Origin of the sequence: Acinetobacter sp. LUNF3 (genome assembly GCF_022699605.1) — a bacterium.
GTDB classification, from domain to species: Bacteria; Pseudomonadota; Gammaproteobacteria; order Pseudomonadales; family Moraxellaceae; genus Acinetobacter; species Acinetobacter johnsonii.
Window position 1 is genome coordinate 905,454 of the sequence record NZ_CP093968.1, and the last position, 14,863, is coordinate 920,316.

General features: G+C 41.5%; 17 protein-coding genes. 9 read left to right on the forward strand and 8 right to left on the reverse strand.

Annotated features, from left to right (window positions below; translation table 11 throughout):
- The first annotated feature begins 37 nt into the window (after positions 1-37).
- The 5 genes from MN200_RS04385 (at position 38) to MN200_RS04405 (ending at position 5,257) form a co-directional block, all read left to right on the forward strand.
- Positions 38-970 (forward strand): IS5 family transposase, encoded by a 933-nt coding sequence (locus MN200_RS04385; protein WP_242760135.1) that lies wholly within the window; start codon positions 38-40, stop codon positions 968-970.
- 344 nt (positions 971-1,314) lie between these two features.
- Positions 1,315-2,508: a peptide antibiotic transporter SbmA gene (gene sbmA / locus MN200_RS04390; RefSeq protein ID WP_058869082.1), complete on the forward strand. Its 1,194-nt coding sequence runs from the start codon at positions 1,315-1,317 to the stop codon at positions 2,506-2,508.
- 143 nt (positions 2,509-2,651) lie between these two features.
- Complete coding sequence (locus MN200_RS04395; protein ID WP_125275097.1) at positions 2,652-3,704, forward strand: hypothetical protein; 1,053 nt, start codon at positions 2,652-2,654, stop codon at positions 3,702-3,704.
- Positions 3,705-3,764: 60 nt separating this feature from the next.
- Entirely contained in the window at positions 3,765-4,628 is an 864-nt protein-coding gene (locus tag MN200_RS04400; protein ID WP_242760137.1) for a hypothetical protein, read from the forward strand.
- Between the two features lie 110 nt (positions 4,629-4,738).
- Entirely contained in the window at positions 4,739-5,257 is a 519-nt protein-coding gene (locus MN200_RS04405) for a hypothetical protein (RefSeq protein ID WP_125275099.1), read from the forward strand.
- 172 nt (positions 5,258-5,429) lie between these two features.
- Here MN200_RS04405 and MN200_RS04410 read toward each other — a convergent pair whose 3' ends face one another.
- The 8 genes from MN200_RS04410 to gatC form a co-directional block, all read right to left on the reverse strand.
- Positions 5,430-6,008, reverse strand: a complete 579-nt coding sequence (locus MN200_RS04410; protein WP_125275100.1) for a DJ-1/PfpI family protein — start codon at positions 6,006-6,008, stop codon at positions 5,430-5,432.
- A gap of 222 nt (positions 6,009-6,230) precedes the next feature.
- Positions 6,231-6,704, reverse strand: a complete 474-nt coding sequence (locus MN200_RS04415; RefSeq protein WP_242760138.1) for a hypothetical protein — start codon at positions 6,702-6,704, stop codon at positions 6,231-6,233.
- 276 nt (positions 6,705-6,980) lie between these two features.
- The gene (locus MN200_RS04420; protein WP_242760139.1) at positions 6,981-7,265 is read right to left on the reverse strand and encodes a hypothetical protein; all 285 of its coding nucleotides are present in this window, start codon (positions 7,263-7,265) and stop codon (positions 6,981-6,983) included.
- Entirely contained in the window at positions 7,266-7,892 is a 627-nt protein-coding gene (locus MN200_RS04425) for a hypothetical protein (protein ID WP_242760140.1), read from the reverse strand. It abuts the gene before it with no gap.
- A gap of 3 nt (positions 7,893-7,895) precedes the next feature.
- Positions 7,896-8,360: a hypothetical protein gene (locus tag MN200_RS04430; RefSeq protein WP_242760141.1), complete on the reverse strand. Its 465-nt coding sequence runs from the start codon at positions 8,358-8,360 to the stop codon at positions 7,896-7,898.
- Positions 8,361-8,420: 60 nt separating this feature from the next.
- Positions 8,421-9,896 (reverse strand): Asp-tRNA(Asn)/Glu-tRNA(Gln) amidotransferase subunit GatB, encoded by a 1,476-nt coding sequence (gene gatB, locus MN200_RS04435; RefSeq protein WP_242760142.1) that lies wholly within the window; start codon positions 9,894-9,896, stop codon positions 8,421-8,423.
- Positions 9,896-11,374, reverse strand: coding sequence for an Asp-tRNA(Asn)/Glu-tRNA(Gln) amidotransferase subunit GatA (gene gatA / locus MN200_RS04440; protein WP_242760143.1), 1,479 nt, complete (start codon positions 11,372-11,374; stop codon positions 9,896-9,898). Before gatA ends, gatB begins: the two co-directional genes overlap by 1 nt.
- 53 nt (positions 11,375-11,427) lie before the next feature.
- Positions 11,428-11,742, reverse strand: a complete 315-nt coding sequence (gene gatC, locus MN200_RS04445) for an Asp-tRNA(Asn)/Glu-tRNA(Gln) amidotransferase subunit GatC (RefSeq protein ID WP_004694671.1) — start codon at positions 11,740-11,742, stop codon at positions 11,428-11,430.
- A 133-nt stretch (positions 11,743-11,875) separates the two neighbouring features.
- On the opposite strand from gatC, the gene MN200_RS04450 reads away from it, so the two are divergent.
- The 4 genes from MN200_RS04450 to MN200_RS04465 are packed head-to-tail and all read left to right on the forward strand — an operon-like array spanning position 11,876 to position 14,827.
- Positions 11,876-12,922 (forward strand): rod shape-determining protein, encoded by a 1,047-nt coding sequence (locus MN200_RS04450; RefSeq protein ID WP_004694670.1) that lies wholly within the window; start codon positions 11,876-11,878, stop codon positions 12,920-12,922.
- A gap of 15 nt (positions 12,923-12,937) precedes the next feature.
- The gene (mreC, locus tag MN200_RS04455; protein WP_004694667.1) at positions 12,938-13,795 is read left to right on the forward strand and encodes a rod shape-determining protein MreC; all 858 of its coding nucleotides are present in this window, start codon (positions 12,938-12,940) and stop codon (positions 13,793-13,795) included.
- The gene (gene mreD / locus MN200_RS04460; protein ID WP_004694666.1) at positions 13,782-14,273 is read left to right on the forward strand and encodes a rod shape-determining protein MreD; all 492 of its coding nucleotides are present in this window, start codon (positions 13,782-13,784) and stop codon (positions 14,271-14,273) included. The genes mreC and mreD overlap by 14 nt, the downstream gene beginning before the upstream one ends.
- Entirely contained in the window at positions 14,261-14,827 is a 567-nt protein-coding gene (locus tag MN200_RS04465; protein WP_242760144.1) for a Maf family nucleotide pyrophosphatase, read from the forward strand. Before mreD ends, MN200_RS04465 begins: the two co-directional genes overlap by 13 nt.
- The last annotated feature ends 36 nt before the right edge of the window (positions 14,828-14,863 follow it).

The window sequence follows — 14,863 nt, forward strand, 5'->3', positions numbered from 1 at the left end:
CTATCTGTAAAGGCTTTTTTAGCGATATAATTTTCAAATGAAGAAGCCTACACACAAAATCTACCGCACAACCAATTGGCCCGCATATAACCGAGCACTCATGAGTCGCGGAAATATTGCCATTTGGTTTGATCCTGCTACGCAATTGTATGCGCCATCAAAAGGCAAACAAGGGCGAAATCAAACCTACTCCGACGCAGCCATCCAATGCTGCTTAATGATTAAATCCTTATTCCGTCTGTCTTTACGTATGGTCACTGGCTTTGTGCAAAGTCTGATTAAACTTTGTGGATTAAATTGGATAGCTCCAGATTACACCACGCTTTGTAGAAGACAAAAGCATATTGATATTGTAATCAGCTACCAAAAAAGTAGCGATGGGCTGCATCTACTCATGGACTCTACAGGCATGAAGTTTCTAGGTGAGGGCGAATGGAAACGCAAGAAACATGGACCTGAATATCGTCGCCAATGGCGTAAACTTCATATTGGTATAGATGCTAAAATCCTACAAATACGAGCAGTTCAGCTTACAACCAATAATGTCAGTGATTCACAGGTGCTTGGTGATTTACTTAATCAGATTCCACAAGATGAGCAGATTAACTGTGTTTATACCGATGGAGCTTATGACACCAAGCAATGCCGTCAGGTCATTGCAGATCGGCAAGGGCATGCGGTGATTCCACCTAGAAAAAATGCGAAACCATCGAAAGATACAAAGAGTAGCTCGCTAGAGCGAAATGAATTACTTCGAACAATTAAACGTTTAGGCAGGACACTATGGAAAAAATGGTCAGGCTATCATCGGCGAAGTTTGGTTGAAACTAAGATGCATTGCATCAAATTATTAGGAGATAAACTCAGTGCAAGGAGTTTTGATAGCCAAGTGAATGAAATCCATACACGTGTAGCAGTCCTTAACAGATTTACGGAATTAGGTCGACCACTTACCCAAGTTACGCCTTAAATTTAGCTCAATTAGGGGCGCTTTGCATTTCAAATCTTTGTGCAACAAAGCCGTTTGAAACCCAAAAGTTGTAAGCAATAAAATATTACTTTAAATCTCCGGCCAAGTCTGTTCCTATTATCATAAGTTATTGAAATAATTTATTTTGATTGTGCTGTGACTGATCAAGTCGGAAAATAATGTCCTAAGCTCTTGTGAAGAGACATACAAATCAAATAACGTATAACCCAATAAGGATAAGTAAAGTGTACAAACTTGCTGTAATGCGATTGTACTAAATTAAGAAATAAGGATTAGTATGCACGGATTGCATACCTGAAATATAAGAGGGATATATATCGTTCATGTTTAAGTCATTTTTCCCAAACCCTAGATGGTTCTTCATTTCAGTATTACTTTGGTCGGTGATCAATGTCGTACTGTGGTACACAGGGGGAAATACATGGGGAAGCGCCATAGGTTGGCCGCAAGGTTATGCAACGGCTGAACTGCCGATTGGAGTGAGCCGTTTTTGGTCTCCGTCTTTTCTGTGGTTCTATCTATGGTTTTTTATAGCAACAACACTTTTTGCCTTATTTTGGCGTTTTGTCTCAGACAATAAATGGCAAAGATGGTCGATTTGGGGCTCCGCATTTATTCTGTTTAACATCTGGTTTGGCGTACAAGTGAGTGTTGCCATCAACGCATGGTATGGACCATTTTGGGATCTCATTCAAAGCATGCTTGGCAAAGGGGGGAATATTAAAGACCTATATATGGGTACTTTAACCTTCTTGTATATTGCGATGGTTGCGGTCACTTTCGCAGTGATCAATGCCTTTTTCACCAGCCACTATGTATTTCGGTGGCGTACAGCGATGAATGAATACTACACCCAACACTGGGAAAAATTACGTCATATAGAAGGGGCATCACAACGTGTGCAAGAAGACACTATGCGCTTTGCTACTATTTTAGAAGATTTGGGCGTTGAGTTGATCAAGGCTGTGATGGTGTTGGTGGCTTTCTTACCAATTCTATTTGAGCTTTCAAAGCATGTTCCTGAATTGCCTATTGTGGGTGAAGTAAAGCATTCCCTAGTTTGGGCTTCTATTATTTGGGCTATTTTTGGTACGTTCTTGTTAATGGTAGTGGGAAGTAAACTACCAGGTTTAGAGTTTAATAATCAGAAGGTTGAAGCGGCTTACCGTAAAGAGTTGGTGTATGGGGAAGACCATGCAGACCGTGCCCAACCTGCAACATTGGTCGAACTGTTTAGCAGAGTAAGAAAGAATTATTTTAGACTTTATTTTCACTATGCTTATTTTAACTTAGTCGCGACATGGTATCGACAACTGGATATTTTATACAGTTTGGTGGTGTTATTTCCCGCAATTGCAGCAGGGAAAATGACTCTAGGTTTAATCAACCAAATTGGTAATGTGTTTGATAAAGTACGAGAGTCATTTCAATATCTAATTTTGTCATGGAAAACCATTATTGAACTGCTCTCGATTTATAAGCGTCTAAAAGCTTTTGAATCGACTTTGGATGACTAAATATTTTTGATGTATCTCACCTGCTGTTCACGGCAGGTTTTTTATGTGCTCAAGCATCATCTTGTCTGTAACTTTTGTTGTATGGTTCAAACTAAATTTATGAAATGTTGTTGGGTTTATCATAAAACAAAGCAGAATGATGTGTGCGTCAAGCTAAAATAAATAATAAAAACAGTTATTTAAGTTTGTTATTTTATGAGCTTTCCGCTAATGTTTTTATGCGGGTGTTTAAGAGTAAAGTCGTAGTGAATTATAAAATTTTATGTATATTTGGGGTTTTGGGGAGTGTGTTGCAGGGCTGTGCCAGTCTGGGAAATATAGCACAAGCACCTTTTAAAAATATTGCATCACCACAAGAACTAATCGTAGAACGAAAAATTAATGATACCGATAAAAACAGCAAAGAATACGTGTATCACACGGTAGGCGTAAAAAATGAAAAAGATATTGAGGTGCTATATCCACGGAGCATGTTTAGTCAGTATTGCCAAGCACATGGTGGCCGTTTTAGTCAGACACAAAAAAGCAGTTTCAGCTTAGTGAAAGATCCGTGGGCGAAAAAGTTACTGCGTACCTATAACAGTTTAAAACAGGGCACGGGTACTTTTCGTTGCCAGCTTAATAATGGCGAACAGTGGTTGGTGAGTATTGAGGCATTGTCTGAACGCAAACTGCCTAATTCAAATGATACTCGTGTGGTTAATCTACAAAGCAAAGTACTGACTGAGCCTGCACCACGAAGTATGACGCCTATTACGCCAAGCAAAAAAGCGGTGACGAAGGCACCTGCGATCAAGGCAGAGATGAAGAAAGAGGAAGAAAGTAAAAAAGAAGTAGAGCCTAAAAAAGAAAACAAAGTAGAAGTACCACCTAAAGCCGCCAAAGCTGTAGAAACACCGCAGCAGCAACAGGCCAAATTGTATGTGGCTGCACGCCGTGATATTAACAGTGGACGCAACCAAGTCGCTGCCTGTAACAGTGCACAACGCGCATATAACTATGGTCGTTTGCCGGGGTCGGATGCCTCAAATGTCTATACCGAATCGGGCATATTAGTTGCACGTTGTTTAACGGGTATTCCAAGTTATAGCAGTCGTTTTTCCAACCCTAAAGGGCAGGCAAAATATGTTTTGCAGAACTTAGCCAAAAACCATAACCATACAGGTGCTAAAAATATGCTCAAGCAAATGAAGTAAGATTTTCGGCTGTTTGCGACAGAATTTCATGTGAGCACCTCAACCAAAGGAAATAACATCATGAGTAATGTGCAAACGCCAGCCACATATTTTACTGCGCCTTTGCTGGATCAGACCATGCAAGAAATAGACGTTGATATTTCAGCTCAGCCATATTTTTACAACAATGGCGGAACACCTGAGTATTTAGCCGATGTATCAGATGCTATTGAGTTGATTCAAGTATCCTCAACGGATGCCCGCATGAGTATGGGGCATGTTTATGATGTACCCAAAGAAATTGCAACGATCCAAACCCATTGGGGAGAGCAGACCCAGTTAGCGTTCGAGGGAAACTCTTTTGAGTTTATGCCTTTAAAAGCCACGCCTGAAACGGCTGCTGCATTTGGTATGACTTTGGTGAAAGCTGGACAGGCGATAGAGGTACAGGCTACACGGAAAAAGTTGTCTCAAATTAAATATCAATATGGTATGTTGGTGGGTCATTTTTTTCCTTATGACCCAATTCAAATTAATCTAGCCGCGAAAACCTTATACCCCTTTGTCGTCACAGACCTAGAGCATCACGACTTTCCGCATGTGTTTGCTTCGACCGATCCAAATAAACTACCTTTAGTGATTTCAGCAGGGCGTTATTTTCCTAAAGACCGAAAAATTTACTTGGCTGACTTGTGGGTGGAATATGGTGACGCACTTTATATTCCTGAAATGCCGAAGCAAGCAGCTCCTGAATTTATCGATTTACATAATAACCGTAATGCGGCTTTAGCGTGTTGGAAGGGTGAAAGTGCTCAGTCTACGATTCAGATGCATACTTTGCTTGACCCCAAAGGTTATTTCTATTGGTTTTGGAATGCATGCCCGACCATACACCCACAGCTCACTGCCTTTGAAACTGCTGAGTTAAATAGGGAAATCGCTTGAATTGAGCGATTTAATTTTCTCCAACTACACGGTAATTTTACAGTTCCATAACAGGCTGATTGACGGGCTTTGTGATACAAAGAATGCAATTGTTGATTGGAGTTGAGTTTATGTCACAGCCTGTTTTAAGCGTTTTACGAGGTCGGTCTTCTGTTCTTTTTCGTCACGCTTTTTTGGTAGCAGCATTGTGTGGTTCAGTCCAAGTTGCAACGGCTAGTACTACAGTCGAGCAATTGAGTAATTGTTTGGTGAAGTCAACGACAGCAACAGATAAAACTACTGTGTTGCAGTGGACGTTTGCGGCACTGGCTGCACATCCTGATCTGAAGGTATATAGTAATGTCACCGATGCACAGCGTACACAGCTAGATAAAAACTTAGCACAAGTTTTACAACGCATTTTAGTGGAGCAATGTTCAGCGCAGACCAAAGCCGTGATTCAAGCCGAAGGCTTACAAGCGGTTGGAGATAGTTTTCAGGAACTTGGACAGATTACAGGTGAGGAAATTTTAAAGAACCCTGAAGTGAAAGGGCAGTTGCAAGGTGTCTTGCGCTATGTGGATTTAAATAAATTGGTCACGACTTTTTTAACCCCAGAAATTTGGAATAAGTTGGGTGTGACGAGATAGTTCGGTCTTTGAAAAATATGACTAGTGAGAGCGATTTATAAACTGAATCGAAAGCATTAATGTTATAAAAAAAGCCATTAAAAAAGCTCCTTGAATCGAAGGAGCTTTTTTATTTTTGAACCTAAAGGCTGATAGGTCATCTCATAAAAGATTCACTTGAGGAACAACACAATTAAATCGTCACAGTCGCCCCTAAAGCTCGAATAAACTGCGCCATCCAAGCAGGGTGGGCAGGCCAAGCAGGCGCTGTGATCAAGTGTCCATCGGTTACAGCTTCCGTTACTTCAATGTCTGCATAAGTCCCGCCTGCTAGTTTCACCTCGGCTGCGCACGCAGGGTAAGCTGAACAAGTACGGCCTTTTAGTACATCGGCTGCTGCAAGAATTTGAGCACCATGACAAACTGCTGCAATAGGTTTTTTCGCAGCATCAAACTCACGCACGATCTCAAGAATACGTTCATTCATGCGTAAATATTCGGGCGCGCGACCACCGGGAATGACTAAACCAACATAGTCCGCAGTGTGTACGGCTTCAAAGTTGTAGTTGATGGCAAAGTTATGACCACGTTTTTCACTATAGGTTTGCTCGCCTTCAAAGTCATGAATGGCTGTTGCGATGCTTTCACCTTCATTTTTATCGGGGCAGACTGCGTGTACGGTATAACCGAGACCTGTTAAAAACTGAAAAGGCACCATAGTTTCATAGTCCTCGGCATAGTCACCCACGAGCATTAAAATTTGTTTTGACATCTTTAAACCCTCTTTATTGTTTGTACATATTTATGTTCAATTTTGATCTAAATTAGCACAGTTCAGATGTCATTTTTAAGTCATTCAGTGCTCTTTAGTCGTATAGCTGACGTCATTTTTATAAAAAGCCCCAAGTAATTAAGGCGTTATCCCTGTCTGTAAAAGCTTGTTAAATCAATCAGTTTATATATTCACTGATATGAAATTTACTATGCTAAGGTGTTAATAGTCTAATGTGCAGGCTTTGCCGTTATATTCATAACGGTTGACATCATATTTTTGACCATTCCAGCGGTAAACAGCAAAACAAAATCCGGGGCCACCATTTTCAATATCTGGCCAGCCGTCTTTTCCTTTGGTTTTTAGAAAAGTAGGGATGCCCATGTTTTCAAAAATGAGTTTCCATGTTCCAGTTTTTTGCTGAGCAACGATGTGGTAACCAACACCTGTGTTGCCATAGCACATGGTGCTATAGTCTGAAATGACTGCGTCTTTTAGACCGTCACCATTGAGGTCTTTATATGTGGTGATTTCACCTGTGTCGCAGCTACCTTCCCAGCCATGTTTGGTTTTTGAAAAGCCAGCGGCTTTAAAGATTTGGCTAGCTTCTTTAGCGGGAACATTGGGTTTAGTTTCTGCAAATGTGGTGGTGCTGAGAAAGGCAAGAGTAGTAAGTGTGAGGATGGCTGTTTTCATATTGTCCTTTGGTATTTCGAAAATGGTTATAGTTTTTAAAATAATAGATGGTGTTTAGTGTAAAAATCCTCTCCCTGGCCCTCACCTTTAAAAAAGGAGAGGGAGCAGCGCGTATCAGACTAATCACGTGACAAGGTATCCCTTTTTTAAAGGTGAGAAGCGAAGCTTCGCAAGGAGAGGGATTCCAAAGAATCCCTCATAAAAAATGCCTTTGATAGTTTGATATGTTCTAAGTCTTCGAGTTTGGTGATAGAGGATACTTTTTTGATGTTCATATTATTCTGAATAATTTATAGGAAATAATTGTTTAGCATTTGTTTTATTAATGAAATTAAAATATTTTTCTTCGTCTTCACTCATGAAGTTAAGATCAAAAGGAGTATTTTCGATGTTTTTAAAAATTATATCCTTTATTTTAGGGATGTCAGCATAGTTTTTATAGATTATGAGAATATCTAAGTCAGCCCAATTTTTAGAATTTAAAAATGATCCAAAGATATAGACTGTACAATTAACTTTATTAACATAAAGATCATTATATAATTTATTGAAAATTGTCATTTAAGATCTTGGGTTTGCTAGAAATGAAAAGAGATTTGCCCAAAGACCAATTTGGACTTCCTGACCTTTGTATTGATAGTCTCTAAAGCGTCCATTAGGGTCTGCAACTAATATGTAGTCAAAAGGAGCATATAATTCATACACTTCATTGATTCTTTCTTGAGTTACGGCGTATTCATTTATAAATATAAAAGTTATAGGTCTACCTTTATGTCGGTGGACAATAAATTTTCTATTGGAAGTTAGTTGAAAACTTTTGACATTAGAATTATTGCCAAGATTTTTAATTATGTATTCTGAATCCTTATTAATAAAATTTGAATAAGGGGTATTTGAATCATTTAACAGCCTAAATAAATCGCCACCTGTACCAAAACTAATATTATTTAGTTTTAATAGACTAACTGCCTCTTCATCTAAAAAGTAGTTTTTTTTGTTGCATAGTAAAAAATTAAAATTATAAGTATTTATCAAAGTTTGAAGCATTCTTCCTGAAAGCTTTTCATTGAAATTCGAATAAGATAAAAGTTCAGGCCGATTATCTTTAGTTATTATTTTAAGGAGGTTCCCTTCTTTTGTAACATTTTCAACCTTCTCATGAATTCTTAAGCTGTCTAGCCAAGTCATTATTTAATCCTTAAAAATTTCTACTACATTTGGGGGGAATCTTCTATTTGGTAAGTAACCTGATTCATGACATGATTTGAAGTCTGTGACATGATCTTCATATTGGTGAAATAAATCGCGTTCTTCCTCAGTTGCAAGTAAAATATTCTCATTACATATATCTCTGATTTTTTGATGGTTTGGTAGCATTATTTCTTTTACTTTTTTTCGCCATTCTTCTGTTGCATTACCTTCTAAATCGTAAAATGCATCATTTTTATCGTGTGGGCCATATTGAATAAAAATTTGATAGTTACGATCCCAAATAGGTTGGAGCTGATTGTAAATTCGCTTCCTTTGAGCACTTCTTCTATTTTGAAACTTTCTGATAACCCAAATAAAAAAAGGAATAGCTAGAGTAATTAAACCGATAATCCATCCACTAAGTCCGACATTTTGTATATGATCTAGAGAAAATAGTTTATCCATAAAAAACCCCGCATAGTGCGAGGTTTTTTATAACACGAAATCAACTAATTAGCGAATAAATCAACCAATCAATTTCTTCATCAATTCATTCACTTGAGTAGGATTGGCTTTACCCTTAGACGCTTTCATCACCTGACCAACTAGACCGTTGAAAGCTTTCTCTTTACCAGATTTATACTCTTCAACCATCTTCTCGTTAGCAGCAAGCACTTCTTTAATAATCGCTTCAATTGCGCCTGTATCAGTTTCCTGTTTCAAGCCTTTCTCAGCAATAATCTCGTCCGCAGTTTTGCCTTCTTCCCACATAAAGCCGAATACTTGTTTCGCGATCTTGCCGCTAATGGTGTTATCGACAATACGCGCGATCATACCGCCCAGTTTCTCAGCAGAAACAGGAGAATCAGCAAGGTCTAGGCCAGCTTTGTTTAGAGCACCTGAGAATTCACCCATTACCCAGTTTGCCGCAATCTTACCTTGTGCAGCACCGCCAGCAGCTTTCACCACATCTTCGTAAAACTCTGACATTTCACGAGTCAGTGTCAGTACGTGAGCATCATACTCAGTCACACCGAAGTCAGCCACGAAACGCGCACGACGAGCAGCAGGAAGCTCAGGCATTTGCGCTTTAATCGCTTCGATTTGCGCATCTGGAATCACCACAGGCAATAAGTCTGGATCAGGGAAGTAGCGATAGTCGTTCGCTTCTTCTTTCGAACGCATCGAACGTGTTTCCATCTTCACAGGGTCGAATAGACGCGTTTCTTGGTCAATCGTGCCATCCCATTCCAAAATTTCCATTTGGCGTTCAATTTCAACATTGATCGCTTGCTCAATGAAACGGAATGAGTTGAGGTTTTTCAACTCGCAACGTGTACCGAACGGTTGACCCGGACGACGTAACGATACGTTACAGTCAGCACGGAACGAACCTTCTGCCATGTTACCGTCAGAAATACCTAACCAACGCACTAAAGTGTGAATCGACTTGATATAAGCCACCGCTTCTTCAACCGAACGCATATCGGGTTCAGACACGATTTCAAGTAAAGGTGTACCTGCACGGTTGAGGTCGATGCCTGACATACCTTCAAACTGGTCATGGATGGATTTACCTGCATCTTCCTCAAGGTGGGCACGCGTTACGCCAATGCGTTTCACCGTACCATCTTCAAGTTGAATGTCGATATGACCCAAGCCCACAATCGGGTTGTCCATCTGGCTGATTTGGTAGCCTTTTGGAGAGTCAGGGTAGAAGTAGTTTTTACGTGCAAACACAGACGCTTGGTCAATGTAAGCATCGATACCCAAACCAAAGCGAATGGCTAAATCGACCACTTCTTTGTTTAATACAGGCAGTACACCCGGCATTGCCAAGTCAACTAAGCTGGCTTGCGTATTTGGATCTTGACCAAATTCAGTTGAAGAGCCTGAGAAGATTTTAGATTGGGTCGCAAGCTGAGTGTGAATCTCGATCCCAATAACGACTTCCCAACCATCAATCAATAATGATTTTGGTTTCTTTTGAGCTTGAGCCATTATGCATTCTCCTCAGCAATTGCCGCACGTTTCGTATGCCAATCCGTTGCTTGTTGGTACTGATGTACCACAGACAACAGTTGAGATTCTGACCAATAGTTACCAATCAGCTGTAAGCCCACAGGTAAATTGTCTTTGTCAAAACCAACAGGTGCGTTAATCGCAGGAAGACCCGCAAGGTTGACCGCGATGGTGTAAATGTCGCCCAAGTACATTTCAACAGGAGATAAGTTCGCACCAATTTTATAAGCCGTGGTTGGTGCAGCAGGTGCCGCAATCACATCAACGGATTCAAACGCTTTTAAGAAGTCTTGTTGAATCAGACGACGGACTTTTTGTGCTTTCACGTAGTAAGCATCGTAGTAACCCGCAGACAACGCATATGTACCAATCAAGATACGACGTTGCACTTCTGCACCAAAACCTTCAGAACGTGAACGTTTGTATAAGTCCATCAGGTCAACAGGGTTCTCTGCACGGTAGCCATAACGTACGCCATCGTAACGAGACAAGTTTGATGACGCTTCAGCAGGCGCAATCAAGTAATAGGTCGGAACATAAGCTTCAGTCATGTTGAGATCAATCTCAATCAAGGTCGCGCCCATGTCTTCTAACTTTTTCAATGATTCTTCAACACGAGCTTTTACGTCTGCGTCTAAACCAGCGACATTGAAGTATTGCTTTGGAATACCAATGCGTAAGCCTTTGACTGTTGTGCCGTTTAGGTTCGCCACATAGTCATCAACGTCTTTTTCAACCGATGTTGAGTCTTTCGCGTCATGACCTGCTATGACATTCATGAGGTAGGCACAGTCTTCAGCCGAACGCGCCATTGGGCCACCTTGGTCTAAAGATGATGCATACGCGATCATACCGAAGCGAGATACACGACCGTATGTCGGTTTAAGACCAGTCAAGCCACAGAACGATGCCGGTTGGCGAATTGAACCACCCGTGTCTGTACCTGTTGCAAATGGAGCAAGGTCCGCTGCAACTGCTGCCGCAGAACCACCTGAAGAACCACCCGGCACATGACTTAAGTTCCAAGGGTTCGCAGTCGCGCCGTAGAATGAGTTTTCACTTGTTGAACCCATGGCGAACTCGTCCATGTTCACTTTACCCAAAGTGACTAGACCAGCGGCTTTGCCTTTCGCTACAACGGTGGCGTCGTAAGGAGAGATAAAGTTATCCAACATTTTTGAGCCCGCAGTGGTTTTAATGCCTTGGGTACAAAAAATGTCTTTGTGTGCAATTGGCACACCTGTCAGTGCAGTTGCTGTGCCTGCTTTAATTGCGGCATCGGCAGCATCGGCTTGTGCAAGCGCTTGTTCTGCTGTCACGGTTACATAAGATTTAACTTGTGTATCCAGTTTTGCAATGCGCTTTAAATAATGTTCAGTCAGTTCGCGAGATGAAAATTTAGCCCCAGCTAAACCCTCAGAGAGTTCACGAATCGATAAGCGATGTAAATCTGTCATGAGAAATGTCTTTACGTTAATTTTTACAAAATAATGGTTTAACTGAATAGAAATTATTCAATCACGCGAGGAACAAGGTACAAACCATCTTGCACTTGCGGTGCAATAGCTTGATATTCATCACGATGATTGGTTTCTGAAACCACATCTTCACGTAAGGGTTGTGGGTGATCAAATGGGCTTTTAAGCGGCTCAACACCATCGGTGTCGATGCCTTTTAAGGTTTCCATCATGCCTAAAATTTTATTTAGACTTTGAGCATATTCAGCAGATTGCGTATCATCTAGCGACAATCGAGCAAGATTGGCGATTGCTGAAACTGTTTGTGCATTTAAATCTGCAGAATGCTGTGCATCCGATGTAGACATAACATCACCTGAGTCAGTATTAAAAAATTTCAAAATATCGTGCGTTATAATAAGCGATTGACTTGTTCAAATCATCACATTTAGTTAAAGTTGCCACCTTGCGTCCACATAAAGTTTAATCGAGAACGTCTCCGTGATTCTAAAAAGACTAATTGGCTTGTTTTCGCCCGATCTAGCCATTGATTTAGGTACAGCAAATACACTTATTTATGCACCAGGACGAGGCATTATATTAAATGAACCGACAGTTGTGGCAATTCGTCACAGTGGTTCACAAAAAATCGTTGCCGCGGTAGGTCTTGATGCAAAGCAAATGCTGGGCCGTACACCTGCGAATATCTCTGCCATTCGTCCGATGAAGGATGGTGTGATTGCCGATTTTGAAGTGACTGAAACCATGCTGAACCAATTTATTGGTAAAGTACATGAAAAACGTCTGTTCCCACCTGCACCTCGTGTTGTGGTGTGTGTGCCTTGCAAATCAACTTTGGTTGAGCGTCGTGCTATTCGTGAAGCTGTATTTAATGCAGGCGCGCGTGATGTTCGTTTGATTGAAGAACCAATGGCTGCTGCAATTGGTGCAGGTATGCCAGTTGAACAAGCATGCGGCTCTATGGTGGTCGATGTTGGTGGTGGTACAACTGAAATTGCGATCATTTCGCTTCAAGGTTGTGTCTATGCTGACTCACTACGTATTGGTGGTGATGTATTTGATGAACAAATCATTAACTACGTACGTAAAGCACATGGTTGCGTGATTGGTGAAACTACCGCTGAAATTATCAAGAAAGAAGTGGGTATGGCTTTACCAGAAGCCGATGCCAAAGCACTTGAAATTGAAGTTCGCGGCCGTAACCTTGCTGAAGGTGTGCCACGTGCGATCACTGTGACTTCGGACGAAATTACGCAAGCGATTTCTGATCCATTACAAAGTATTGTTTCAGCTGTGAAATCTGCACTTGAGCAAACGCCTCCTGAGCTGTCTTCAGACATCGCTGAGCGCGGTATAGTGTTGACAGGTGGTGGTGCATTACTGCGTAACCTCGATAAACTTCTTGCACAAGAAACAGGCTTACCTGTGGTGGTTGCAGAAGATCCTCTAACTTGCGTCACTCGTGGTGGTGGTAAAGTTTTAGAATTCTTCGATAATCCAAATCACGACATGTTATTTGTAGGCTAATAAAGGAATCGGCGGGTGCAAACAAATCTGTTTTCCAGACAACCGCCATCTTTTCGCTCATTTATCATTGCAGTGATCACATGTTTGGTCGTGCTGTTTTTTAACTGGCGCATGCCACATGTGATTCAACCTGCAAGAGATGTCTTGTATGCCGCTTATAATCCAATTTATGCCGTAGCAAGTTATCCCGTGTTATCGCGAGAGTGGCTGAATCAACAAACCAAGTCTGAAGCTCAATTGCGCCGTGAAAATACCGCGATGCAAGCCGAGTTATTGCAGGCGCAGGTGCGTTTACAAAAATTATCTGAATTATCTGCGGAAAATACGCGTTTACGCGGTCTGTTAGATACCCCGTTGATCATTGATGGTCGTATGGAAATTGCAGAAGTCATTGGGACAGATGCCGATCCATTGCGTCATATTATTGTGGTAAACCGTGGTGCCAACAGCCAGCTAAAAGTTGGGCAAACCGTGCTCGATGACAAAGGGATTATGGGACAGATTATCAATGTCTATCCGCATAGTAGTCGCGTCATGTTGCTTTCAGATAAAGAACATTCTCTTTCGGTTCGCTTAGAGCGATCTGGAATGCGTGCCATTGTTTCAGGGACTGGAGATTTGGGTCATTTGAAAATGGAATACGTGCCGACCAGTGCCGAAATCAAAGTGGGTGAAAAAGTGTATAGCTCTGGTTTAGGTGAGCATTTTCCAGCAGGTTATCTGGTGGGCACCATTTCAAAAATCAGTCGTCATAATTCAGGCGAGTTTGCTCAAATTGATGTTGTTCCTGCTGCACAGTTAGCGGGTGGGCATCATGTCGTTGTGTTATTTTCCGATTCTTTAGCGATGGAGCAACCGCATGCCGATCGCTAAACTTCGTGCTGCCAAACAGCGTGACCCCTTATTTCCGATCATTTTTTCAGTGATCATTGCTTCAGTGTTGATGGTTTATCCCTTGTCTTATGCGCTCTCTGGCTGGCGTCCACTGTTTATGATGATGGTGATGCTGTTTTGGGTGCTGTGCCAGCCGACATGGAGCGGGATTTGGTTTGCCTTTGCAGTTGGGATTTTCACCGATTTACTACTTGATGCACCTTTGGGTTTAAATGCGCTTAGTTTTGTTCTGATTACTTTTGTGTCCCGTTTTTTAACGCGTGAACGTCGGATTATGACCTTTGCCAATATTTGGGTCATCGCCACCTTGGCTGTGGTCGCGCATTTGTTTATTACGTGGATCGCACAAATTATGATTGGGGCTCAGTTTTCCCTTGCACGTCATTGGCAACCGCTGTTGAGTAGTGTACTGACTTTCCCGATGGTCTATTTCATCTTGAAGAAATGGCGCGTTTAATTTTAGCGTCCAGTTCGCCCCGTCGCCGCGAGCTGCTTGAACAGCTCGGTCTAGTCTTTGATATCTATAGTCCAGATATTGATGAATCTGTACAAGCAGGCGAGCCAGTAGCTCATTATGTAGAGCGATTGGCATGCGCCAAAGCAGAGGCTGTACAGCTTCAATATCCTGATGCAATTGTGATAGCTGCCGATACCAGTTTAGGGGTCGATCAAGAGATTTTAGGCAAACCAGAATCTAAGCAGCATGCATTTGAAATGTGGGGAAAAATTTCTGGGCGCAAGCATGATGTATATACTGCGGTTTGTGTCCGTACAAATACGCAAATTTCAAGTATAGTAGTTCGTACTGAAGTCGAATTTCAGCATTTGAGTCCGAATGATATGGAAGCATATTGGGCTACATCTGAACCCATTGGCAAGGCGGGAGCCTATGCCATACAAGGCATTGCAGCACGTTATATTCCACGTATAGAGGGAAGCTATAGCAATGTCGTGGGGCTACCGTTGCATGAAACGGTACAGTTATTACAGGCAGTTAAGGCACTAAATTAACTGTCTCAAAAGATTTTTTATAATGTTTTGAGTTTG

Bases quoted from the DNA above. Each gene is read 5' to 3' on its own strand.
- MN200_RS04385 (WP_242760135.1), top strand. From the start codon at position 38: ATGAAGAAGCCTACACACAAAATCTACCGCACAACCAATTGGCCCGCA.
- sbmA (WP_058869082.1), top strand. From the start codon at position 1,315: ATGTTTAAGTCATTTTTCCCAAACCCTAGATGGTTCTTCATTTCAGTA.
- MN200_RS04400 (WP_242760137.1), top strand. From the start codon at position 3,765: ATGAGTAATGTGCAAACGCCAGCCACATATTTTACTGCGCCTTTGCTG.
- MN200_RS04405 (WP_125275099.1), top strand. From the start codon at position 4,739: ATGTCACAGCCTGTTTTAAGCGTTTTACGAGGTCGGTCTTCTGTTCTT.
- MN200_RS04410 (WP_125275100.1), bottom strand. From the start codon at position 6,008: ATGTCAAAACAAATTTTAATGCTCGTGGGTGACTATGCCGAGGACTAT.
- MN200_RS04415 (WP_242760138.1), bottom strand. From the start codon at position 6,704: ATGAAAACAGCCATCCTCACACTTACTACTCTTGCCTTTCTCAGCACC.
- MN200_RS04420 (WP_242760139.1), bottom strand. From the start codon at position 7,265: ATGACAATTTTCAATAAATTATATAATGATCTTTATGTTAATAAAGTT.
- MN200_RS04425 (WP_242760140.1), bottom strand. From the start codon at position 7,892: ATGACTTGGCTAGACAGCTTAAGAATTCATGAGAAGGTTGAAAATGTT.
- MN200_RS04430 (WP_242760141.1), bottom strand. From the start codon at position 8,360: ATGGATAAACTATTTTCTCTAGATCATATACAAAATGTCGGACTTAGT.
- gatB (WP_242760142.1), bottom strand. From the start codon at position 9,896: ATGGCTCAAGCTCAAAAGAAACCAAAATCATTATTGATTGATGGTTGG.
- gatA (WP_242760143.1), bottom strand. From the start codon at position 11,374: ATGACAGATTTACATCGCTTATCGATTCGTGAACTCTCTGAGGGTTTA.
- gatC (WP_004694671.1), bottom strand. From the start codon at position 11,742: ATGTCTACATCGGATGCACAGCATTCTGCAGATTTAAATGCACAAACA.
- mreD (WP_004694666.1), top strand. From the start codon at position 13,782: ATGCCGATCGCTAAACTTCGTGCTGCCAAACAGCGTGACCCCTTATTT.
- MN200_RS04465 (WP_242760144.1), top strand. From the start codon at position 14,261: ATGGCGCGTTTAATTTTAGCGTCCAGTTCGCCCCGTCGCCGCGAGCTG.